The organism is Desulfogranum marinum, assembly GCF_016918565.1.
GTDB lineage: Bacteria > Desulfobacterota > Desulfobulbia > Desulfobulbales > Desulfobulbaceae > Desulfogranum > Desulfogranum marinum.
This window is the reverse complement of the sequence record NZ_JAFFQD010000043.1, coordinates 17104-40446: the sequence shown is the minus strand read 5'-3', so window position 1 is coordinate 40446 and position 23343 is coordinate 17104. Positions and strand designations below refer to the sequence as shown.

21 protein-coding genes are annotated in these 23343 nt (G+C 46.7%); 8 read left to right on the top strand and 13 right to left on the bottom strand.

Features of this window, described 5'->3' with window-relative positions; translation table 11 throughout:
• The first annotated feature begins 343 nt into the window (after window positions 1–343).
• The gene (locus tag JWH17_RS19210; protein ID WP_205224284.1) at window positions 344–2365 is read left to right on the top strand and encodes a monovalent cation:proton antiporter family protein; all 2022 of its coding nucleotides are present in this window, start codon (window positions 344–346) and stop codon (window positions 2363–2365) included.
• 447 nt (window positions 2366–2812) lie between these two features.
• On the opposite strand, the gene JWH17_RS19205 is transcribed toward JWH17_RS19210, so the two are convergent.
• From JWH17_RS19205 to JWH17_RS19195, 3 genes are all read right to left on the bottom strand, one after another.
• Complete coding sequence (locus tag JWH17_RS19205) at window positions 2813–3091, bottom strand: amphi-Trp domain-containing protein (RefSeq protein ID WP_205224283.1); 279 nt, start codon at window positions 3089–3091, stop codon at window positions 2813–2815.
• 76 nt (window positions 3092–3167) lie between these two features.
• Window positions 3168–3332: a fluorescence recovery protein gene (gene frp, locus JWH17_RS23930; RefSeq protein ID WP_205224282.1), complete on the bottom strand. Its 165-nt coding sequence runs from the start codon at window positions 3330–3332 to the stop codon at window positions 3168–3170.
• Window positions 3333–3472: 140 nt separating this feature from the next.
• Window positions 3473–4129 (bottom strand): hypothetical protein, encoded by a 657-nt coding sequence (locus JWH17_RS19195; RefSeq protein WP_205224281.1) that lies wholly within the window; start codon window positions 4127–4129, stop codon window positions 3473–3475.
• Window positions 4130–4683: 554 nt separating this feature from the next.
• Between JWH17_RS19195 and trpS the strand changes: the two genes are divergently transcribed.
• Together trpS and JWH17_RS19185 are read left to right on the top strand one after the other, a co-directional pair.
• A complete protein-coding gene (gene trpS / locus JWH17_RS19190; protein ID WP_205224280.1) occupies window positions 4684–5607 on the top strand; it encodes a tryptophan--tRNA ligase in 924 nt (307 codons plus the stop codon).
• Window positions 5608–5697: 90 nt separating this feature from the next.
• Complete coding sequence (locus JWH17_RS19185) at window positions 5698–6552, top strand: prephenate dehydratase (RefSeq protein ID WP_205224279.1); 855 nt, start codon at window positions 5698–5700, stop codon at window positions 6550–6552.
• Window positions 6553–6681: 129 nt separating this feature from the next.
• Here the strand turns inward: JWH17_RS19185 and JWH17_RS19180 are convergent, their stop codons facing one another.
• From JWH17_RS19180 to JWH17_RS19170, 3 genes are read right to left on the bottom strand one after another with little or no spacing between them, the layout of a single operon-like run.
• A complete protein-coding gene (locus JWH17_RS19180) occupies window positions 6682–7731 on the bottom strand; it encodes a prolipoprotein diacylglyceryl transferase family protein (RefSeq protein WP_205224278.1) in 1050 nt (349 codons plus the stop codon).
• A 50-nt stretch (window positions 7732–7781) separates the two neighbouring features.
• Window positions 7782–8786: a phosphatidylserine decarboxylase gene (locus JWH17_RS19175; protein WP_205224277.1), complete on the bottom strand. Its 1005-nt coding sequence runs from the start codon at window positions 8784–8786 to the stop codon at window positions 7782–7784.
• A 23-nt stretch (window positions 8787–8809) separates the two neighbouring features.
• Entirely contained in the window at window positions 8810–11170 is a 2361-nt protein-coding gene (locus JWH17_RS19170; RefSeq protein ID WP_205224276.1) for a hypothetical protein, read from the bottom strand.
• A gap of 174 nt (window positions 11171–11344) precedes the next feature.
• On the opposite strand from JWH17_RS19170, the gene JWH17_RS19165 reads away from it, so the two are divergent.
• Window positions 11345–12091, top strand: coding sequence for an arginase family protein (locus JWH17_RS19165; protein WP_232371200.1), 747 nt, complete (start codon window positions 11345–11347; stop codon window positions 12089–12091).
• Window positions 12092–12395: 304 nt separating this feature from the next.
• Here JWH17_RS19165 and JWH17_RS19160 read toward each other — a convergent pair whose 3' ends face one another.
• On the bottom strand, window positions 12396–13028 hold the full coding sequence (locus JWH17_RS19160; protein WP_205224275.1) for a YigZ family protein: 633 nt from the start codon (window positions 13026–13028) through the stop codon (window positions 12396–12398).
• A 318-nt stretch (window positions 13029–13346) separates the two neighbouring features.
• Between JWH17_RS19160 and trpB the strand changes: the two genes are divergently transcribed.
• Window positions 13347–14582: a tryptophan synthase subunit beta gene (gene trpB, locus JWH17_RS19155; RefSeq protein WP_205224274.1), complete on the top strand. Its 1236-nt coding sequence runs from the start codon at window positions 13347–13349 to the stop codon at window positions 14580–14582.
• Window positions 14583–14690: 108 nt separating this feature from the next.
• On the opposite strand, the gene JWH17_RS19150 is transcribed toward trpB, so the two are convergent.
• Window positions 14691–15293: a trimeric intracellular cation channel family protein gene (locus JWH17_RS19150; protein ID WP_205224273.1), complete on the bottom strand. Its 603-nt coding sequence runs from the start codon at window positions 15291–15293 to the stop codon at window positions 14691–14693.
• Window positions 15294–15887: 594 nt separating this feature from the next.
• On the opposite strand from JWH17_RS19150, the gene JWH17_RS19145 reads away from it, so the two are divergent.
• The 3 genes from JWH17_RS19145 (at window position 15888) to JWH17_RS19135 (ending at window position 17997) form a co-directional block, all read left to right on the top strand.
• Window positions 15888–16772, top strand: coding sequence for a hypothetical protein (locus JWH17_RS19145; RefSeq protein ID WP_205224272.1), 885 nt, complete (start codon window positions 15888–15890; stop codon window positions 16770–16772).
• 13 nt (window positions 16773–16785) lie between these two features.
• Window positions 16786–17202: a hypothetical protein gene (locus JWH17_RS19140; RefSeq protein ID WP_205224271.1), complete on the top strand. Its 417-nt coding sequence runs from the start codon at window positions 16786–16788 to the stop codon at window positions 17200–17202.
• A gap of 348 nt (window positions 17203–17550) precedes the next feature.
• Complete coding sequence (locus JWH17_RS19135) at window positions 17551–17997, top strand: YqaA family protein (protein WP_205224270.1); 447 nt, start codon at window positions 17551–17553, stop codon at window positions 17995–17997.
• Window positions 17998–18023: 26 nt separating this feature from the next.
• Here JWH17_RS19135 and JWH17_RS19130 read toward each other — a convergent pair whose 3' ends face one another.
• The 5 genes from JWH17_RS19130 to JWH17_RS19110 all read right to left on the bottom strand — a co-directional run bounded on the left by JWH17_RS19130 (window position 18024) and on the right by JWH17_RS19110 (window position 22757).
• On the bottom strand, window positions 18024–18752 hold the full coding sequence (locus JWH17_RS19130; RefSeq protein ID WP_232371199.1) for an ABC transporter ATP-binding protein: 729 nt from the start codon (window positions 18750–18752) through the stop codon (window positions 18024–18026).
• Window positions 18749–19516: an ABC transporter ATP-binding protein gene (locus tag JWH17_RS19125; protein ID WP_205224287.1), complete on the bottom strand. Its 768-nt coding sequence runs from the start codon at window positions 19514–19516 to the stop codon at window positions 18749–18751. The genes JWH17_RS19130 and JWH17_RS19125 overlap by 4 nt, the downstream gene beginning before the upstream one ends.
• A gap of 26 nt (window positions 19517–19542) precedes the next feature.
• Window positions 19543–20559, bottom strand: coding sequence for a branched-chain amino acid ABC transporter permease (locus JWH17_RS19120; RefSeq protein WP_205224269.1), 1017 nt, complete (start codon window positions 20557–20559; stop codon window positions 19543–19545).
• Window positions 20560–20570: 11 nt separating this feature from the next.
• Window positions 20571–21482: a branched-chain amino acid ABC transporter permease gene (locus tag JWH17_RS19115; protein ID WP_205224268.1), complete on the bottom strand. Its 912-nt coding sequence runs from the start codon at window positions 21480–21482 to the stop codon at window positions 20571–20573.
• Window positions 21483–21590: 108 nt separating this feature from the next.
• Window positions 21591–22757, bottom strand: coding sequence for an ABC transporter substrate-binding protein (locus JWH17_RS19110; RefSeq protein WP_232371197.1), 1167 nt, complete (start codon window positions 22755–22757; stop codon window positions 21591–21593).
• Between the last annotated feature and the right edge of the window lie 586 nt (window positions 22758–23343).

The following is a 23343-nucleotide window of genomic DNA, read 5'->3' as shown; positions in this document are numbered from 1 at the left end:
CAGGGCGATTGAGTTGTTCGCTGCAACCCCAAAAACACGAAAATTTAAATGTTGAATTGACCCTGATTTCCATATTTATCGCATAATTAAAGACGCTGGGGAATAAACCATTTATTCGAGATTCCCTATAATATTGACGTCCTGTTTCGCATTATGGTAGGAAATGCTTTTCAGCTGGCTGAGGTTTGTTCGTTACTGAGTATTAAAATGAGCCGGCTTGCACAACTGTATACCTAAAGCATGTTTATCAATACTCGATCAGAGTAATGTTTACCCAAATCCTTGTAGACCTGATAAAATAGTTTTTCCTTTACAGTTTTCCATCTCTATTAAGGTTTATTTCATGGGAATAGCCACAGACATAATTATTCTTGTCCTTACTGCTTTTTTTTGCGGTCTCCTCATGCAGCGGCTGCACCAGCCCCTGATACTCGGGTATATCATAGCAGGTGTCATTCTCGGGCCGTATACCGGCGGCATGACCATTACTGAAATTCATGATATTGAGCTTCTGGCAGAGATAGGGGTTGCTCTCCTGCTTTTTGCTCTTGGGCTGGAATTTTCTCTCAAAAACCTGAAACCGGTTAAATATATTGCCCTTATAGGTACGCCGCTGCAGATCATTTGTACCATTGCCTTTGGGGTGGCTGTCGGCAGAATGTTTGGGTGGGACTGGAAGATATCGCTCTGGTTTGGTTCGCTGATCTCTCTCTCTTCCACCATGGTCATTCTTAAGACACTGATGAACCAGGGCTGGCTTGGAACCCTTTCCAGCAAAGTGATGATTGGTATACTCATTATTCAGGATTTAGCGGTAGTGCCATTGATGATTCTTTTACCGCAGTTAAATAATCCAGCTGCCGGGATGGAAATACTTGCTCTCGCCGCCGTCAAGGCAGCGCTATTCCTTGCGGCCATGTTTTTTTTCGGTACTCGTTTGCTGCCCTATTTGCTCAAGACCATTGCCAGGCTAGGCTCTCGTGAGCTCTTTATTTTAGCAATCACCGCCATTGGCTTAGGTGTCGGCTATATTACCTATCTTGTCGGCTTGTCCTTTGCCTTTGGCGCCTTTATTGCCGGCATGGTTTTAAGTGAATCAGATTATGGTCATCAGGCTCTCAGTGATATTGTGCCTCTCCGTGACCTGTTTGGCCTGCTCTTTTTTGCCTCTGTCGGTATGCTCCTTGATCCACACTTTCTTCTTGAGCATTTTACACTCATACTGCTGCTGGTCATCGTGGTGAGTGTTGGCAAAGGATGTATTTTTGCATTTCTTGCCTGGGTATTTCGGTACCGTAATGTTATTCCGCTTGCCGTTGGTCTTGGATTGTTTCAGGTAGGTGAATTTTCTTTCGTTCTCGCCAGGATAGGCGTTTCCACTGATTCCATTTCCTCTGAATTTTATAACATATTCCTCACCCTGGCAGTTGTGACCATGTTGCTGACGCCATTTGTATCAGCCCAGACATCAAAACTTTACCGCCTTAAAAAACAATGGTTCAAACACGATCCGATCGAATCGGTCAATTTTCCGGAAACGGAACTGCGCAACCATGTGGTTATCGTTGGCTGCGGGCGTATTGGTTTTCAGGTTGCAGGAATGCTGCAGCGACTGGGTATCCCTTTTGTGCTGGTAGAGCTTGATCAATTTCGTATCGAAAGGGCAAAAGCAGCCAACTACCCGATCATCTATGGTGACGGCAGCCATGAGGTGGTACAGGAGGCATTATTTATAGAGCGGGCTTCTCTGTTGGTGGTGACTACACCCGGCATTGTTGTCGCCCGTTCGATTATCAGCCATGCACAAAAAGTAAACAGTGCCATCAAAGTGGTCGCGCGTATTTCTGATCCGGATTTTTTCAGTGCTTTCAGGGAGCTGAATGTAACAGACCTTGTTCATCCTGAGTTCGAAGCCGGCGTGGAGATGATCAGGCAGGTCCTGTATTATTTACGCATTCCTGTGCCGGAGATTCAACGACACACGGAAAATCTTCGCAGCCGGCTTCTTTCAACCGCGGCTGCATCTGAAAACGGGTATAAAACCCTTGGCCAAATGAGAGCGGCGGAACAGCAATTTGACCTCCAGTGGGTTGAGCTCGATACCGACAATCCTTTGATAGATGCAAGCATTGCTGAGGCCGAAATTCGAAAAATAACAGGTGTCTCGGTTGTTGGTATTATCCGAGATGAGAAGTTAGAGACCAACCCTGAGCCCTCTTTTCGTTTTCGGCACCATGATCTGGTGGCAATCATCGGTTCTGCCCAGGCACGGCATAAATTTCACTGTTTTGTCAATCCAATGTCGGAAAAATGTCTCGTCTCACCGCCGGAAGAACCATTGAACGAAGTGAAAGCCATGGCTTAACGACTATGGTTTTGTTCAGATTCGTCTCTATTATTACCAGATGAAAAAACTGAAAGCTAAGCAGCAAACAGGAAGGAATAGGAGGAAAACAAATGCTAGCCCGGATTTCTCATCAGTGAAGTTTTTCGCAGATCGAGGCGCAGGACACGCAGCAGGTAAGCGTAGACTCCGATAGTAAGCTACCGCAAATGGCCTGCAACAAAGAGTCTGCGGAAAAATCCGCTGACCCGGAGGGTGAGTTTTTTGATTATCGACGAAAAAACAGTCTGTTTTTTTTAGCGCTACCGTATTTTCTATAAATATCAAAAGCTTAAGTTGAAAATCAAAAAACTCATGAGAAATTCGGGCTGTGGGGAGTTTTATATAGAGCTTGCAGGCCCGCTGGGGTAACGGGCCCTTGTAGAGTGCTGGGGTAGCTGTTCGTACTATACAGCCTTTCTAGTGAAGTTATCCTAATGTGAAAACATCCTTGTCTTGCTTGTCGCCGACATTCCACTCGATTTCGATCTCCAGCTTCTTCTTGGTTTTTCGTTTACCTACTTCTTTTTCTGCTTTAATCTCTAGCTCTACCTGATCAGGTATTTTTAGAGTCACCGTTTCCTGCTTCCCCTTCTGTAGCCTTACTTTGCCATTATCAAGCTTATCTGCCACCTGGCGCATTAGGTTGGCTACTGCTTTTCTGGACATTTTTTCCTCGGTCTTGAATAAAACAGTTTCTTTACCCATGGTTCCTTCCTCCATTTGGCTTGTATGGTATTGAAAAAGAGAGATTCTCTCGGTTAATCGATTCGGCGAAGGCGTTTTACCTCTCAATGTTTACAATGGCTTCAATGTTTTCGATTTTATCAGATGACCAGCCTTCTAAATCATCAATTTCCAGCCATTGCTGCTTTGACAATGTTGCGAAGACAAAAATCAAAACTGAATATTTATAATCGTATTTTGATCTTTTTTGCTTGTTTGACACAGATAATCATCCAAATCGCACACAGAGTCGTGCCTGAAACTCTCGCTTCATACGGCTCGCCATCTCTCCAATGCAGCAGGCTTACATTACTAGAAGATCTCCGGCAACCGTAGGGAGCGTGGTAAAAGACTGGTGAGCATTTATTTTATTCGCCACTGAACTCTAATATTTTTTATTTCATCTTTGTTGTAGGCAGTAACAGTTGCTGTACCGCTTGCCCCTGAAGTAGCCATAGAGGTGATATGGTATGTATATGCATCTCCCAGTTGTTTTTTTGCCAATTCTTTTGCCGTTGTGGCTGACTCACCACCTAGAAGAAAATAAAAAAGACCAACGGCCACGATAATCATAACAAGAGAAGCATAGAATGCAGATTTTGGGTGGCCTGTTTTGTAGCCTTTGGCTTTATAGATTTCCTTTGAAGACGTAGTCGATAACTCAAGATAGATCCATATTATAATGGCTAAATATAGAGCAGGTATGCTGTAAGAAAAGAGTACGCCGACAGGGTTTGATTTAAATTGGGTTGCCAAGAGGTCGAGCGGTAACAGCAGAGGAAATAGTAATATCACTCCGAAGGAACCAAAAATAAAAAAAGCAAAGAACCAACGAATGACTCGAGCAGTTTTTACCCCACCTCTAAGGAGAAATATGCCTGCAATAACAGCAAAGATATTAAAGTTGGAGGAATAGCTTATCCTATTCATGATGCAATACACCATTACTCCAATATCAAGTGAGCCGATTGTAAGCAGCCCTATTCCTGCTCTTTTAAAAGGGTTTATGACATTTTCCATACTTTCTTATAGCTAGCGTGGAGTTCACCGGAGAACTACAACGACTCCGAACGAAGTGTAGCCGAGTGGTGTGAAACGACTGATTGAACGAAGCCACTCTCCCGGCAGGAAAAAATTAAATTGATGAATGCGAGTGTAACTTCCTAATTTCGAGTAGTTACATTATTTAGAAGTATACCCATGAAGAACTTGGAAGTAAAATGATTTGCGACTCTTTGCAAACCTGAATATGTGGGGAGCGTGACCTTCCGAAGGGGTAAGCGAGCAAGGGGAGGCTCCGTGGGGTGCCTGTGATTGATTACTATCTTGCTTGACATTAGTTGTTGGAGTGCATTATACAAAGGTTCATGAAGAGAGCAGCAAACCAGACAATAAACAGACGTTGGTGGTGGCATATGTTAATGACTATGCCAGCAGAATGATGTTCTGAATGTAGAATAAAATACACTGTCGGCAGAAGATGCCGGCAGTTTCGTCTTTTTTAAAGGGCTGTCGGGATTTTTTCCGACAGCCCTTTTTTTTATTGAAAAAATTACGTAAGCAAAGGAGATGCAATGAAAAGAATACTCACCGGAGACAGAACAACCGGCAAGCTGCATATTGGTCACTATTTCGGTTCGTTGGAATCACGAGTCAAGCTCCAGGATGATTATGATACCTGTATTATTTTGGCGGACATGCAGGTGTTGTATGATCACTTGAGCGATGAAAAAGGAAAATTGATTCGCACCAATGTATATCATGCCTTGTTGGATAACCTCTCTGTTGGTCTTGATCCTGAAAAAGTCACTTTTTTTGTGCAAAGTGAAATTCCGGAATTATCGGAACTGGCAATGCTCTTCATGTTTTTAGTCAGCGTAGGCCGAGCACAACGGAATCCGACGGTGAAAGATGAAATGAATCAGGCTGGAACCAATTATGAACATATGAATCTTGGCTTTCTGTCTTTTCCGGTTTCGCAAGCGGCTGATATTCTTCTACCCAAGGCTAACCTGGTGCCTGTGGGGGAAGACCAGATACCCCATGTAGAGCAAACTCGAGAAATTGCCAGACGATTTAATACCCTGTTTGGAGATGTTTTTCCTGTGCCGGAGTGTAAAATATCAAAGTTTGCAAGACTGCCAGGGCTTGACGGGCAGAGCAAAATGTCAAAATCTCTTGGTAATGTTATTAACCTTTCCGATACTGAAGAATCTGTTAATCATAAGATTAAGAAAGCATATTCCGGCGAAGGCCATGCCCTGTTTACCTATGGTGAGCTTTTTGGCATCCAGCCTGATGAGCGGATGGGGGCGTTTAAGCCCGCTCTTGCTGATGGGATAAATGCGTTTCTTACCCCTATTCGAAAACAGCGCGCTGAATTTGAAAAAGAGCCTGGGTATCTTCGCGAAATACTCGATAAAGGACAAGAAAAGATACGAACTATTGGATCTGAAACCATGGCCCAGGTGAAAAATAAGATGGGTATGATATATTGAGGAAGAGGTGAAAAAAAATCACAAACCAAAAAACGTACTGCAGACTAACTGCAAGATATTGACCCAGAGAAGTTCGGGTAGGTGTGTAAAATGAATAAAGAGTACAAGACGATTGCTTTCCAGGGAATGCCGGGTGCTTATTCTGAGTTAGCCTGTCAACATGCATATCCAGAATTAAAAACAGTACCATGCGTCTCTTTTGAGGCGGCCTTCCGGGCTGTCAGGAACAGTGAGGCGGATCTTGCCATAATCCCCATTGACAATAGCCTTGCAGGGCGTGTGGCTGATGTGCATAACCTTATCCCCAATGGCGAATTGTATATAATAGGAGAACACTTCCAGTTGATTCGGCACTGCTTGCTGGGGATTCCTGGGGCAAAGCTGGAGGATTTAACAGACGTGCACAGCCATGTGCATGCAATCCCTCAATGTAAGCGTTTTATCGATAAGCATGGTTTGAGTAAACACGTGGTCGCCGACACTGCGAAAGCCGCTGCAGATGTTAAAAAGTGGAATGATAAAAGTCAGGGAGCCATAAGCTCGGAATTTGCAGCAGATATCTACGGCCTTGATATTTTAGAAAAAGACATTCAGGACGCAGCCCATAATACGACAAGGTTTCTAGTTTTTGCCCCGGAGGCCAAAATTCCGGATCGAGTGAGTCATCAGAAGTATCTGACAAGTTTTATCTTTGAAGTACGTAATATCCCTGCAGCCCTGTATAAAGCGTTGGGCGGTTTTGCAACCAATGGGGTGCAGATGGTGAAACTCGAGAGTTATGTTGATAAACATTTCAATGTGGCTCGATTCTATGCCGATGTTGAAGGGCACGTTGATGAGGCATCATTGCAGTTGGCATTTCAGGAGCTTAATTTTTTCGCAAAACGGGTCTTGATGCTTGGCACATACCCTTCGCATGCATTTCGAAACAGTATCGATCCCTAAGCAAGGGTAACGGTCCTTCTTCTTTCTTCCATGGGAAAGGACCGTCCAGGTAACCGTTTGCTTTCTTTGTAGATAAATGCATGTTGGAAGAAGAAAATCTTTTCAAATTGAGCTGAAAAACATCGGGCTTTAGATGTGTTTATGGACAACATGCAGGCGTAAGGTGGAGCTGGTTACCGTACTGCGGCCGAACCAGAAAAAAAGGACAACCCATAAAAGCTGGATCGAGATCATCGGCAGCGGCTGGGAGAGTATCATCAGACCTTTTTCGATGGAAGGGACGATCTGGTGAGTACTGACAGGAAGGAATGTAAGCAGGACGCCGTAGGGGAGGGCGGCCAGGCTCATTTTTTGATAGGCGGAAAATTTAGTGAAACCACGAAAATCGGCACGCAGTGTTTCAGAATAAATACGCCATAATTGTGATACAAAGAGTGACAAAAGAAAAGCTTCGGTGAAGCGGGATTGGAGAAAAAGCAGCGTAGAAACAAGCGCTGCAAAAGTATATATCACGCAGGTTATCCCTTGCACAGGCACAAGCTTTTCACCGGCAAGCTTCCCTTCGTAGACGGCTTTTTGGGTATTGCCGTTAAACACAAAGGCGATACGGTTGTACAACCGACGGGTAAGCGGTGAACAATCACGAAGCGGCTTGCCATAGCAGCAACCATAGCTTATGCATGCCAGTCTCCCCAACCCTTCACCAAGGATGTAGCCAATACTTATCGCTGCCAGGACAATTTGAATATCCATTGTCGGCAGCTTTTTCCAGGCCCATGTTGCATTGACCAGCAGGATCAGCACCGGTGTTATCAATAGACCGCAGAAGAATGACCCACCGATGGTAAAGGTATGCTGTTTTTTTTCTACTATTCCGGCAACCCACCGGGAAGCAGGGATACCGATAAGAAAAAGAAGGCCGACTACGGCGAGAACTCCTGTCAATGGCGCTGATGCTGCTTGGAGCAGGATCAGGGAGTAGAGAACCGAGCAGACGGTTGAGGTGGCAATCAAAAAACCGTAAGAGGTCAGGTTTGCCCCATGCCAGGTGCCGTTTTCTTCTTTTTGAGTTGGGATAACGGCAAGCATTTGCCATCGTTCCCTTGGTAGGTAATGAACTCCATAGGCAATGATAATGGAAAACAGAAGAGCGGCGCAGCAGATAAATAAGAGGTTCATGGTTATGTTCCTGTAATTGCTTGGTTTTGTCGCTAGAAAAATGTTTCTTTTTATCGATGGGTTGCATGGCCTATGGTTGAGCGGACCTGGACGTCGGTTTCCACCAGCGGCAGGTTCTCAGAGAAGGAGAAACGACTCTCCACATCGCATCGCCTGACATTGGCCAGCAGGTCTGCACAGAAAGAGACGGCCTTGTTCTCAAAGATGAGAATATCGGTGGAGCTGCCCGGACGATACATGCTTTTTGGTGCCCCTTTGTTCACCAGCATGCCCTGGGTTACCGGCTGTGGATTGTTGTAATGAGTGGGACTGTAGCACTGCACAATATCACCTATCATCAGAGCAACTACTTCAATCATTGCTACCAAGCCTATATGCGCGCCTCCTTCGATGTTGGTATCAATAATGGTGACAATCCGTTTGTTCTTGGCGTGGATCGATGCTGTGCTGATGATCGCATTTGGGTTGCAGGAATGATACTGCCCTTCAATCTCATAAATGTCTGCAATCCTGCCGCTTACCGGAAAGTGGTTGTAGTGGTACTTGTCCGGAGTTAAGCGGAAAACAGCAAAATCACCATCGTGAAATTGCTTGTGCCAGGTAGTTTTTTGGCCGAGCAATTCAGGAACAGAGAAAAATTTTTCTTTGATAAAAAGGTTGGGAGTTTCCTTAACTGATCCAATAAGAACCTTGGCATCTGCCGGGGAAACAACTGTCGATGGTGACCCATCCATAGGGCGCGTTTCCCAGTAGCGGATCTGTCTCTCAAAGACCGTTCTCAACGTTGTAAAGTAGTGTGGCTGCTCAACACATTCCTGCCAGTCAACCTGCAGCTTGTTGAGCAACTGTATCCCCGAAGGGGTTCTGTGCTTAGAGAGCAGATCAAAGTGAAGGTAGCCGAGCAGGCCCGACATCCGACGCGAGGTCAGGGCCTTGAACATGCTGGGGGTATGCTCTCGTAACGTATTATAGAGAAAGGAAATGGAATGATCGCCAATCAGTCTTTCGGTGATGACCTCATTGGAGTGCCGACAGATATATTGATGCGGTTTCATTGCTGTTTGTGTTTTTTTTTATATTATGCTGCTGCTGTTTCCTGTTCCATCATCAAAAGAAAAAGCAGGAGCAGACTGTGGACCTCTTTTTCTGAAGCCTGGCCCTGGATAACTTTTTTGCCTGCACGTGCGATAAACCTGTCTGCTGGACAGGTACCGATTAATCTGTTTTTGAGTTTACGGGTAAGCTCATTGCCGGATTGTTCCAGTATCCTGCTGTGTTGGATAAATGCGTGGAGCCCTTCGCGCATGTTGGAGGAGCAGAGTTCCGTACGATAGTAGGTTTCTGCCGCGTCATTGAACTCCGAGGCATCAATGGCAATGGGTGATCGTTTTTTGCCTTGGCAGCCAAGAATGTTGGCGGTGAGTATTTCAAAAGCAGATGGCTGGCTGCCGTTAATTATGCTTTCAATGGATGCAAGTTCCTCGGCAAAACAGGATTGATTGATTATCTCTCCACCATTTTGTTTGAGAAAGGTGATACAGGCCAGTTGATAGGCCTTAAGTTTGATCCTGATATAGCCTTTGTAGCGCCTGCTGCTTCGTTGTTTCTCCACAAGTGAGAGGATTCTCTTTAAAAACCGGTTGGTTGTGTCTGCCCTGACATAGAACGTCGGAATCCCTATAGCAGTATTGAAAAATATCTGCCGCCGTTCGCTTTCAATAAACGGTGTATCCGGAATATGGTGGTGGGTGACTTTCCCGTCTATTATCCATTGGTAGGCCAGATGCATGATCAGGGCCTGCAGGTTCGCTGATGCTGCCAGGTGATTATGGAAACTGGGGAAAAGTGAGAAGTGTCTGCCTTCAAATCCGGTAAATCCGTAAGATGCCATGTCGCGCATCCGGTAAGGAAGATACATGGGCATCTGAGGGTTGAAAATACCCATTTCAAAAAGATCTCTTTTTAAGAAATCTTGATTGTGCTCCAAACCGTTGAGGGCCGGATAATCCTCCTGGCTGGGGAGAGCAACCAGATAATCGATCAGCCTGTTGTCAATTATATAGTCACCTCTCAGGCCAAGTGTTTTGCTCAGCAATGTATCCAGCCATTCCGGTCCCATGGGGGTAAATGAATGACCGCAGAAACGGAGTTGGGCCTTTTTCTTCCATCGACGCCAGATCATTCGCAGATGTGTGGCCTCAAGCTGATGGGGCAGAAATCCCAAGACCTTTTCCGGGTGAAAATTATTAAACCCCTGTCGATAGGGGGCAGCTGATAGCGTACCGACAAAAAGCGGTAGAAAATGCTCTGTTATTTTAATGGCGAGATCACCGAAATATTTTTCATACGGCCTGCTGGAACTTGTTTGGTAGTTCTTGAAGCTGTTGGTGAGCGATTTGCTGGCCAGGGTTATATGGGTGCCGTTGTTGGCTAAAGAGGTATTAGAGGTGTTGGGCAGTACCACGAGGTTATTGGTTATTATCCCAGCCTCTTTAAGGACTGCAATGGTGTTGAGCTGGCTGCGGCAGAGTGTCCGGTGACAGAGCTTCATATATGCTTTTTTCTCCTCTCCCCTTGCCCAGCCGGATAGGCATGGATTGAGGAAGAGATCGCAGTAAAGCTGGTCGGAGATCAGGGTGTTGAGCTTTTTTTGCCGTTGAGGAGGGGTGGGCGCAAAATAGAGGTGAATGCGTTGTCCTGATTGGTCGAGCTGGAATTTTTTTTCTGCGTAGCGTATCAGCAGTTGGGTGAAAAAATAGCGTTGACTGCCCTCCGCAGCAAGCCGGCTACCAGGAAATGCATTATTCTGCCCTTGGGCCAGTGCAAAAGAAGTGATTTCCGGTGATATATTGTCGCTGATGAAATGGCGGGACAAACGGTTGGCCATGGTAGACAAGAGTGGCGCTTCCACTTCTTCCTGGCTGACAGCCTCTATCAGGGACAATTTCAGCAGGTAGCTGACTGGAAGACGCAACCAGCTCCTTCCCTCTTTTATGAAGAGAAAACGGTCAAGGTCGGAGCGTTGAGTATTTTGTTTTCCCTGTTTATCTGCGAGAAAATCATGTTCAAGAACAGTTAAACTGTGTTCGCCCAGGAGGTGTCTGGGGAATCGTACCCAGGAGTTTTCCCAGACCTGAACCTGTTTTTTTTCAACAAAGGCATTGATATCAGCGACTGTCTGCGGGGAAAGGTCTCCACGACCTGCGCGAAGCATCAGGGTTTTGTAATATCCCGACTCCATAAGTGACAAGGCAAGGTCAACATTTTTTTTGTCGCCTTCCACTGCCGCTTGCAATTCATTTTCCATTCCAGCTGTTATATCAGCTGGTGCAAAAGGCTCCGGCAGGGGCTTAAGCACCTGCCGGCGGAATGTTTCCGCACTGTCATGGATGTGCCCGGGCGCGATTGTGGAGTCGGTTAATTGAATAGAGCGGGTCATTTGTCCTAGGTTCCGGTTATGAAAAAGTCAGCTGTCCTCAAACCTACCTGCTGAGTGTTAGTCCTCTGCTACGAAAGTGTAAGTATTGTATTAATGGAAAGGGATGCACTTCAGTGTGTATACTATGTAGAGAATCTCAGTAGTTTTCAGGTACGAATTCTGATGAGGAGTTACATGATGAAAGTCTATTTTCACCCTCGTTTTTATGATGTTTATACCTCTGATCCTGCTGCTGAAGCCGGCAGAATGGAAGCTGTCGTGGAAGAGGTTGAGCCTTATTTTGAGTTGGTTACATGTAGTTATGCGGATGAGGAGGATCTTCTGGCGGTTCATTCGGGCACCCATGTTGAGGAGGTGTCGCGGCTAGGATTGTACGATATAGCAGCTCTGGCAGCTGGGGGAGCGATTCAGGCGGCGGTGTCAGGCATGGCGGAACCCGGTTTTGCCCTTATTCGGCCACCGGGCCATCATGCTTCGGCAGACAGCTATTGGGGATTTTGTTATTTCAATAACATGGCTGTTTCCCTTACTTACCTGCGGGCTAATGGGCTCATAAAAAAGGCCTTTCTCCTTGATTTTGATCTGCATTATGGGGATGGTAATGTCAATATTCTGGGGCAGGAGGACTGGGTGGAGATTTTGAACCCGGAAGCACAGCAGCATGATGCCTATCTTGAGGAGGTGGACAAAGCCTTACAAACGGTTGAGGCTGATGTTATCGCGGTGTCTGCCGGTTTTGATCACCATGTAAACGACTGGGGAGGCCTCCTGTACACAGAGGATTACAGGACCATGGGCAGGTGGGTGCGTCAGGCAGCTGTACGTAACCATGGTGGGTGTTACGGTATCCTTGAGGGGGGATACAATCATAATGTTCTTGGTTCCAATGTCCTGGCCTTTTTGGAAGGAATGAATGGCTAACGGCAGCTGCTGTTATCTCCCTTAGCCCGGATTTCTCATCAGTTCAGGCGGTGCCAGGTTCAAAGTTTTTGGGAGTGAATCATAGTAGACTATCGGAGTCTACGCTTACCTTTTACTGCCAAAATACTGAAGAAGATGGACCCGCATGGACTGACCTTTGGTGAACATTGTGAAAAATAACAACTCCATACAATTGCATTCAACATATTGAAATTTTTTGCAATTAGAAAATCGGCACATTGTTCATGAGAAATTCGGGTTAGCCTTGATGGTGTGGAAATAGCGAAAGCTGGAGCTGTTTGCCTTATTTGTCCGTGAGCAGGGAAAAGAGCAGCTCGTCGTGGGTGAGATGGGTGAGTGCCTTTTTTAGCTCCGGGCATTGCTCTTTTGGAAGCTGCAGAGTGAATTCAGCGTCTGCAGTAAATGTAGTGTTGATAATCTCCGCTTCGAAATCGGGCAGAAGCCGTTGTAAAAGGGTGACGTATGCGTAGTCCAGGATCACTTGGACCTTGACAAAGAAAATCTTATCATGGACCGGGAGCTCTTGCAGAGCAAGTTTCACCATGCCGGAGTAGGCTCGTACCAGTCCACCGGTACCGAGTTTTATCCCTCCGAAATACCTGGTAACAACACAGGTAAGCTCTCCCACAGGAGAGTGGAGAAGCATGCCCAGCATCGGCTTCCCAGCCGTACCACGCGGTTCGCCGTCATCGCTCATCCCTGCATGGGCGGTATCGGCTGGTGGACCACATTGAAACGCCCAGCAATTGTGATTGGCATCGGGAAATTCCTCTTGTATGCGAGCGATAAAAGCCTTTGCGGCGCAGATATCCGCTGTATGTGCCATGGTGCAGATAAATTTGCTGCGCTTGATGGTGTCTTTCACTCTGTAGAAATTTGTGCTGTTAAGAGCGGGGATGAGATAGCGATCACTCATAATTGTATCATCAGATAAGAGGGTAAGTTACCCGTGCCAAGTTGGGTGGGGCGTGTTGTGTTTGTGCGGAGTACGATTTTACCCGAAATAAGTATATGCCGCAGGTGCTGGTAGATCATAGAAAATATAGTCAATATCAGGTGAGTGGAGTATTGTTTCGGCGGTTCATGGCTCTACTGGTGCCTGTCTTTATCACTGACTATAATATACTATCCAACCATGTGGATCATAGTCGTTTTTGTGTTGCAACCTTTCAGGGGAACGGTATCTTGTACCAATTATTTACCTCCTTAACCAAGAACTAAGTAGGAACAGATTATGACAACAAAAGATTACGCTCGTTATCCTCATCAATATCCCGATGCTTCCGGCCATTTTGGTAGTTACGGTGGATCCTATATCCCGCCGGAATTGCAGGTCGAGATGGATAAAATTACCAAGGCCTACCAGACTATAAGTCAAACCCATCGTTTTATTGAAGAGTTACGTTCTATCCGAAAACATTTTCAGGGACGTCCGACCCCTGTGTTTCATGCAGATCGGCTCTCGGAAATGTGTGGTGGCGCCCAGATTTATCTCAAGCGCGAAGACCTTAACCATACCGGTGCCCATAAACTTAACCACTGCATGGGTGAAGGATTGCTGGCCAAGTTCATGGGCAAAAAGAAATTGATTGCCGAAACCGGTGCCGGTCAGCATGGCGTTGCCCTCGCAACGGCAGCTGCCTACTTCGGTCTTGAGTGCGAGATCCATATGGGGGAGGTTGATATTGTGAAAGAAGCCCCCAATGTCACCAGAATGAAGTTGTTGGGAGCTACGGTCGTGCCGGTTTCTTTTGGGCTGAGAACCCTTAAGGAGGCTGTCGATTCGGCCTTTCAAGCATACTTGAAAGATCCCGTCAACTCAATCTATTGCATTGGTTCGGTTGTCGGCCCCCATCCTTTTCCAATGATGGTGCGGGATTTCCAGACCATTGTCGGCATTGAATCCAAAGAGCAGTATTTTGATATGACCGGTGGACTTCCGGATGTAGTCTGTGCCTGCGTGGGTGGAGGAAGTAACGCCATTGGTATTTTTTCCGGTTTTATCAATGATCCTGTAAAGCTGGTAGGCGTAGAACCTGGCGGACGTTCCCTTAATCTTGGCGATCATGCCGCTACTGCGGCCTTTGGTAAGCCTGGAATCATTCATGGTTTTAAATGTTACCTGCTTCAGGATCAGGAAGGTGAACCAGCCCCTGTATATTCCATTGCCAGTGGGCTTGATTATCCTGGTGTGGGGCCGGAACATAGTCTGCTCAAAGACGAAGGGCGAATTACTTATGAGGTCGCAGATGATGCGGACACGCTTGATGCCTTTTATCTGCTGAGTCGGGTTGAAGGGATTATACCTGCTCTGGAAAGTGCCCATGCCGTTGCCTACGCCATGAAGCTGGCCAAAGAGATGGAAATCGGCTCCATATTGGTTAATCTCAGCGGCCGTGGCGATAAAGACATGGAATTTGTTACTGAGGAATACGGTTTCAGCATGGATGAGGCGAAAAAGAAGCTTTAGTAGACGCAATTTTGCCCGTATTTCCCTTGGAAAAAGGGATAGAGTTTTAAGAGACCAGCTTCTTGTTCTTACTAAGACGCTGGTCTTTTTTTTACCTCTTCGGTCGGTTCAGGATGCTTTTGGCAATGACCAGTTCAGGTGAATTGCGAGCACTCTTAACACAATTACTGCTGATGCTGCAATCAGCAACGAAAGAGTATTGTTTACCTCCAGCAGCCGAAGCAGTACCAGTGAAACCCCGCCAATGATGCAGGCAGATGCATAGATTTCGCGGCGCATGATAAGGGGGATTTCGTTGGAAAGAATATCTCGAAGCACACCGCCGGCAGTACCGGTCATAACGCCCATCAATACTGCGCCCAGGGGACCGGTCTCAAAGCTCAGCGCCTTGCCTGTACCGATAACTACAAAGGTCCCCAGACCGATGGCATCGAGATAGAGGAGTAGAGACTCGAATTTGGGCCAGCGGCGATGGGTAAAGAAAACAAACAGGGCGACCAGGATCGGCAACCATAGGTATATTTCATTGTGCAGACAGAATGGCGGCAGGTCGCCAAGGAGCACATCACGAATGGTACCTCCGCCGATTGCCGTTACCATACCCAGCACCAGGATTCCGAACAGGTCCATCCCGCGTCGCACCCCAGCCAGTGCTCCGGAAGCAGCAAAGGCGATGGTGCCGATTAGATCGAGTGTGTAGAGAATATTCATGGAAGAGATGTTAACTGTCTGTTTGGGTTAAGGCAATAGTGCTTGCCGAAAATCATCTTGTCTGCCGCTGATTCTAGGTAAATAAAGCGGATCGCTTGCAGCGTTTAAAATGATGCTCTTCTACCGGTTATGCTGCTGCATATGCACCACCTGCACCACCACAAATGGTCCATATGAACCATTTGTGCCTTCACATTCTTTGTCTTTTTCCGGACTATTAAGATCGAATTACTAATTATTATGTACAGTTAAATCAGGTTGATCCGCAGTGGCATGCAATATGCTTTCAAAGGTTCCAGATCGTTGGTCAATTACAGTGACGATTATTTTTTGCCACAGTGTACGTACCGTGGTCTAAAAATAGATGTGCGTGCACCCGGCGTTGCCATTACCTTCTGTGTATCTGGCGCAGGGTATGGGGCGTGGGATGCTACATCGAAGGCTTGCACACATTACAGCAAAGCTGTGACCGGTGATTTATGAGTCTGTTGATTTATAAAGTAATGGAAATATCATGGTAAATTACATGGTAGTCACACCATTCTGCGGGATACGTCCGTTGAGTGAAACCAGCAAAAGTAAACGAGAGGGAACATGGGAACACTTATTGTGATGGCCTATCCAACAAAGCTCTTTGCAAAGGCCGCAGATCATACATACGTTACATGTGGCACCGGCAAAAAAGGCTGGGGATGTTGGGGCGGCAAAAAAGGCGGTAAAGAGTTGCGACGTGGCACAGGCAGCACCAAGAGAGCTGACAAAATCGCTCAGCCAAATGAAAAGGCCGGCATTAAATGTTACCTTGTCAATGGAGTGTGTCATCAAGCGGCTAATCGTATTCTACTCCCGGCGGGTATTACTGTCAGAGGCGCCCGTGGTTACAATGTGTCTGAGGCTCTCTATGGCACATATGGAAGAGTAGGATCTTGGCCCTGCAAGTCGCCTTTTAAGAAATATTCAAGCGTGAACGGTGATTTGCCGAAATGCGTACCTGAAGCTGCAGAGGGAGCTGCAGCGGCACCATCAGCACGCGTTCTTTCCACTGGCGATAAACTTGACTGGCAGTACATACAGGGAGTACTCAAGATATACAAGAGTGGGCAGACCATGTTGAAAGCAGAATCCTTTGCAACGGATGAAGTCGAGGACTTCCATCTCAAACTTTTTATGTATATGGCGGAATTCCACCTTGGCGCCATGCTTGACAAAAAGTTGTCAAGCAAGTTGGAAAAAGTACGGTTGAAGACAGAGAAAAAGCGCCTGAAAACTGAAACTGCGTTTGCAAAAGATAAAATGAAGGCCAAGGAGTTTGTGCAGGCGATTAACAAGGCAACCATTGACTTTCAAAATGAGATGGCCAATGTGATGGCGCCTGAGCATTATGAAAGCCTTTTCGAGCTGAAGCCGGGCGATAATATTGTCTTGGCAGATCCGAGCATCGTTTCCGAGGTCTTTGGCGTTAAATTTAAATTGGACTGATTGCCTCATAGCAATGAACAATGATCTTGGTTACGGCCCATGTCTTTCAGCTGACGAGTATGAGAAGAAGATAATCGCATTGCACAGTGATTTGCCTCCTTCTCCAAGCCGTGAGCAGGAACGTCAAACACGCCGTTTGGAATTGGAGCTTGCCATTGATAGCCGTTTGGGGGTTGATTTTCCAGGCTCCAAACGGGACGCGCTTTGGAAAATTCAGCAAAAGGTGGAAAAAAAAAGAGGTCGTTTGCTTTTTAAGTACCTGCTCAGAAAAATTTTCTCTAAGAGTCTGGCCAGGGACGCTCAGTCCCTGGCTGGTTACCTTGTGCAAGAGTACTCCACGGTACTCAACCAGAAAGAGCTGGAGAGCTTTTTTGGACAAGAAGAAACCCGTAATCCTTCCCTGCCTATAGACATGGAAAACTTGAAGTAGCAAGGGAACTGTCCCGCAGCATCCCACGAAGCCAGCGCTTACCTTCGCACGTGATCAAGCAGGAAGACATAGCATTCTCGTTTGGGTGACACATTAGCAAATGGTCACATAACAGGCAGAAGCTTTTGCCTCTCTCGCATGCCCTCAGGCGCATTATCCTTGATTTGCCGGTGTGGATTGATACACTGTGGATGTACATCACAAGAAAGCAGTGTTTCTGCAAAATAGGCTGGTTCAGGCTTGGACCAAGCGCTTTTTTCGCCGAATTTTCCAATTAGAGGATCTGCACCATGCGCACTGACAAGGGAACCTTCGCGTCTTGGCCGACATTTTTACAGGAAACAGCGCATGGCTGAGGTCGTGGTAGCCAATGGCTACCTGTTTTTATTTTTGCTGAGTTTTTTAGCGGCAACGGTTGTGCCTGTTGGTTCTGAATGGTTGCTGGTAGCCTTACTTTACTCTTCCCTTGATCCTGCGGGGCTGCTAGCTTCGGCAACAATCGGTAATGTGCTGGGAGCCTGTACCACCTATGCCGTCGGTGTATATGGGGGTCCTTTTTTGGTTGAAAAGGTGTTGAGAATAAACAGCCAAACCAGAGAGAAAGCAGCGATTCAGTATCGAAAATACGGAACGTGGTCGCTGCTGCTGTCCTGGGTGCCGATTATCGGCGACCCCTTATGCCTTGCTGGAGGCATTTTCAAAACACCACTTGCGTGGTTCGTCTCTCTGGTACTGGCCGGTAAGCTGGGCCGCTATGCCTTTATCGAATATATTACCCTGCAGGCTATGGGGTAAGATCGATTGTTGCAGTTTTTTTTTTGCTAGCCACCGAGATAAGCTTTTTTCACCTCTGGATTGCCAAGCAGCTTTTCAGCTGTTCCTTCGGCAACTATTTCCCCAGTATCCAATACATACCCACGGTGGGCCAAGTGAAGCGCCAGGTTCGCATTCTGCTCGATGAGGAGAATGGTCATACCTTCTTCGTTGAGCCGTTTGAGAGTACGGAAAAGATCGTATTTGAGCACAGGGGCTAAACCCATGGAGGGTTCATCCAGCAGCAGAAAAGTACAGCCGGTCATAAGAGCCCTTCCAACAGCGAGCATCTGCTGTTCTCCTCCTGACAAGGATTCACTCCGTTGGTCTTTTCTTTCAGCCAGTCTTGGAAAAAGATCAAATATCCGTTGGTACTCTTTGGAAAAATCTATTTTCTGATCGCGGGCATAGGTCGCCAAAACCAGGTTTTCCATGACGGTAAGGTTGCCAAAGATATGGCGTCCTTCAGGCACCAGGGCGAGTTTGAGATCTTTGACCACCGTGGAGGGAGGGGTTTTGAGGATAGAGTTGCCTTCAAAGAGAATGTCACCCGAGACAACGCGCGGTGCTTCAGGGGGTGGTAAGCGGGTGATCGCGTACAGGCTGGTGGTTTTACCCGCACCATTGGCACCTATCAGGGTTACAATCTCACCTGGATTGACATGGAAATTGATACCATGCAGAGCCTGGATATTACCGTATTTGACAACAAGGTTTTCAACAGCGAGCAGCGTCATATGGTATCATCCCCCAGGTATGCTGTAATGACTGCAGGGTGGTTGCGGATTTGTTCCGGTGTACCTTCGGCTATGGTTTGGCCGAAGTCGATAACTTTTATTTCTGAGCAGAGTTCCATGACCACATCCATGTGGTGCTCGATGAGCAGGATGGTCACGTCAAAGGTTTCGTGAATCCAGTGGATAAGCCTGATAAGCTCCTGGGCGTCAACAGAGTTCAACCCGGCGGCCGGTTCATCAAGGAGCAACAGTTGTGGTTTTTCAGAAAGTGCACGTACAATTTCAAGTTTACGCTGCAGGCCGTAGGCCAGATTGGTCGGCAACTCGTCGGCTTGCTTGTCCAGTTCAAAAATTTCCAGGAGCTCACGCGCTTCTTTTTCTATTTTTGCTTCGCAATCTACATAACTGCGAGTCCTGAACATGGCTCCAAAAAAGCCATAGTCCAGAGAACCGTGTTGGGCGACCCGTATATTATCGAGTACGGACATCTGGTTCCAGAGCCTGATATTTTGAAAGGTGCGGGCGACGCCAAGTGAGGTTACTTTGTGAGGCTTGAGTCCTGCGGTAGGGGTTCCATTGATGAATATTTCTCCCTCACTGGGCTGATAAAAACCGCTTATCAGATTAAAGACGGTTGTTTTCCCGGCACCGTTAGGGCCGATAAGGCCGGTGAGCTGGTTCCTTCCCAGTGTAACACTGAAGTTGGAGACAGCGACCAAACCGCCAAATCGTTGGGTCATCTTACGGATTTCGAGGACCGGCATCGAAGATGTTGTCTGTGTCTGCATAATCACTTGAACTTATAGAAACGTTTGAGGCGAGGAAAAATATCGCTGAGTTCGCGGTTGCCCATGATACCTTCGGGACGAAACTGCATCAGGACAATCAGCAGCAGGGGAATGACAACCCATTTAATAATCTGCAGAGGACGGAGCAGCTCGAGCAGGACCGTAAACAAAATAGCAGATAAGACAGCTCCGGAAAGCGATCCCATGCCGCCCAGATAAACCATGACCAACGCTTCTGTGGATTTGAGAATATTAAAGCTGCCCGGATTGACATAGCCGATGATGTAGGCGAAAAGCCCACCGGCAATGCCTGCCAAACCGGAAGAAAGCATGAAGGTGATCGTTTTGATTTTATTGGTGTTGACGCTCATGATCTCTGCTGCGACCTCGTCCTGACAGATAGCAGCGACCCCTTTACCAAAAGTGGAGGAGGTATAGCGTCGTAGCGCCCAGACCGTTGCAACGGTAAACACAAAAACCCAGATAACCATCCAGGGGAGGTAGATAATATCCTCCATGGCATTAATTACTTTTTTCATGCCCATGAATCCACGGGAACCGCCGATGACGTTGAGATTCTCAATGGAACTGATGATGATATAATTGGCGGCAATGGTGATGATTGCCAGGTAATCTCCACGTGTTTTGTAGGAGGGGAGGGCGACCAGTAATCCGGCAAAAGCGGCAGCTATCCCCCCGGCAATAATGACCAGCGGAAAAAAATAGATTGCCAGATCCGGATTAAGCAACGGCGGGCCAAATATTTTGTCTTTACTAAAGAGCAGGACACCAAGCAGCGAAGAGACATAGGCACCTACGCACATAAAGCCTGCATGGCCGCAGGAGAATTCCCCCATGTTGCCATTGACGAGGTTCAGGCTGGTGGACATGATGATGTTCACTCCCATGAACATCAATACCGACAGGGTGTAGAGTCCTATCAGCTCTTCATACGCGAGATAAGTGATGATGCCGCCGAGTGTGACTAAGATGAGCTGGACCGTATATTTACGAAACATTGGCATCTCCCCTAAATTTTAGTGGTTTTGGCGATGCCAAACAATCCGGTCGGTTTGAGAGACAGGATCACCAGCAAAACAGTAAAGGCGATCAGATCGCGATAGGTTGAAGGGAAAAACGCGACAACCATAATCTCGACTGCTCCCAGTAGAAATCCTCCCAGAAATGCTCCCCGTATATCACCAATTCCTCCAACCACCGCGGCAATGAAGGCTTTCCAGCCAATGAGCGCACCCATGTAGGGTTCCAGTACCGGATAACTCATGGCAAACAGGATACCCGCCAGACCGGCAAAACCAGAGCCGAGAGCAAAGGTGATAACAATGATGGAATCAATGGGAATTCCCATCAGAGGAACGGCAAATTTGTCATAGGAAATGGCTCGCATGGCCATGCCTACCTTAGTTTTGGTCACAATCCAGTGGAGAATGACAAAAGAAAGGATTGCAGTGAAAATAACAGCAACCTTGAGGTTGGTAAAAGTAACCCCGCCGATGGTATACACATGTTCCGTTATCAGAGCTGGAAAGGCCTTCCTGCTTGCACCAAGTAAAGCAAGGTTGGCATGCTCAAGGATAAGACCGCACATAAGCGCGGTAATAACAACATAGAGCCGGTGTGCCCCTTTTCTTCTCAACGGCCGGTAGGCGACCCTTTCGAGGGATACGCCCACTGCTGATGTGAGAATCATGGTCAGTGGTATGGTCAGGGCAAGGGCAATCCATCCCGGAAGCCCTAACATACTCAGTATAAAGGTGGCGACAAAAAAGGCAATATAGGCACCCACCATAAAAATGTCGCCATGGGCAAAATTAATAAGGGTCAAAACCCCGTATACCATAGTATAGCCGAGCGCGATCAAGGCATAAAAACTGCCCCACTGTAGCGCATTGATAATATTTTGAATGGTAGTCGCTAGCATGAATCGTCTCTGACTTTCATTTGCTGGTAAAATATATTGTTGAGGAAAAACGATAAAGAGCAGGCCGAATACATATCGACCTGCTCTTTGGAGTTAAGCTGTGTGCAATTATGGACAGACAGATTCTGCAAACTCAAACTCACCGCTGTCGCTTATACGAACAACAACTGCGCATTTGATGGGGTCGCCCTGTTCGTCGAACTTCATGTTACCGGTGACACCTTCAAATGAAGGAATCTTGGACATGGCATCGCGAATAGCTTTGCGATCTTTGCGAAGTTTGCCGGTTAATCCACCGGTATCCTGGATGGCCTTGATGACAATATTTGTCGCATCCCATGTCAGTGCGGCAACGTCGTCAGGTACATAGCCGTATTTAGCTGTATAGCGGTCAATGAATTCCTTGGTAGCTCCTTTGGCCCCGGCAGCTGCATAATGAGTTGAGAAATAGAGACCTTTACAATCGTCGCCGCATAAAGTCATCAGTTCGGAAGAACCCCAGGCGTCTGAGCCCATGAACTGACCTTTGTAACCGAGTTGGTGAGACTGGCGTACAATCAAGGCAACCTGGTTGTAGTTGTCGGGAACAAAGATGAAATCTGGCTTGGCGGAAATAATTTTTGTTAACTGTGCAGAAAAATCTTGATCTTTGGTGCCATGGCTTTCAAAAGCAACCACTGAGCCTTTGCCAAGTTTTTCTTCGAACACATCGCGAAAAATTTCGGCAAGACCCTTGGAATAATCGTTTGACAGGTCGTAGAGAACAGCTGCTGTTTTAGCACCAAAGGTCTTTACGGCAAAGTTAACTGCCACAGGGCCCTGGAAGGGGTCAAGAAAGGCGGCTCTGAAAACCCAGGGCCGATCTTTAGTGGTATCAGGATTGGTGGACCAGGGGGTAACCATAACGGTTCTGTTATCGTCAGCTACCTGTCCGGCAGGAACTGCCTGCTTACTGGAGTTCGGGCCGATCATGGCCAGGATCTCGTCCTTTTCAATGAGTTTCAATGCGGTGGTGACAGCAGACTCGGCTTTGGCCTCATTGTCTTCATAGACAAATTCAAGCATATATTTTTTGCCGCCTACTTCCAGGCCGCCAGCACCGTTAATATCCGCTTTAAGCATCTCGGCAGAGAATTTAGAGGATTCTCCAACTTTCGGAATATCTCCGGTCATTGGAATATTGTACCCAATTTTGATGGTGTCCGCGGCCAGTACCGACCCCGCAAAAAGCAGGGCGGAGCAGGAAAATAACGCTGTTGCAATTGTTTTCTTCAATTTAACGCCTCCATTTAATGAAAAGGATGTAGTGAGAACCCACCTCAATAAAACGGTAAAGACTACTAAATATTTCAATTTATACAAAACAGAATCTTTGGTGTTTGCAATTTTTTCTCACTTTTTTTTTACATATATGTGTGACATCGGTGAACAAGGAAGAAGAACCGGTAAGAATGACTTGCATTTTTTACTCATCTTCACCGGAAGGAACAGGGTGTGGTTGTTTTCACGGGAGGCGTGCAATATTGTACTGTTAAGAGGGACATTCCTGGCTGTTTTTGGATTGCCGCTTCGTGGAATTTTTATGGCGCGCGGCGATATACTCGCTTTATGCTTTCATTGCATAGAGAAAAATTCCGAAACCTTATGACGCGTGCTGCGCCAGGACTTTTCCTTATTGTGCCTAATGAACCCCTTATGAGCCTTGGGGTGACACAATGCACGTCAAACAATGTAGGCCGGTATCTTTAACCCGCATTAGCCCTTTGGTGAACATTGTGAAAAAATACCAAATTTATTTGAATTTACATAACATACAGAAATTATGTGTAATTTGTTAAGTTGACACAATGTTCATGAGAAA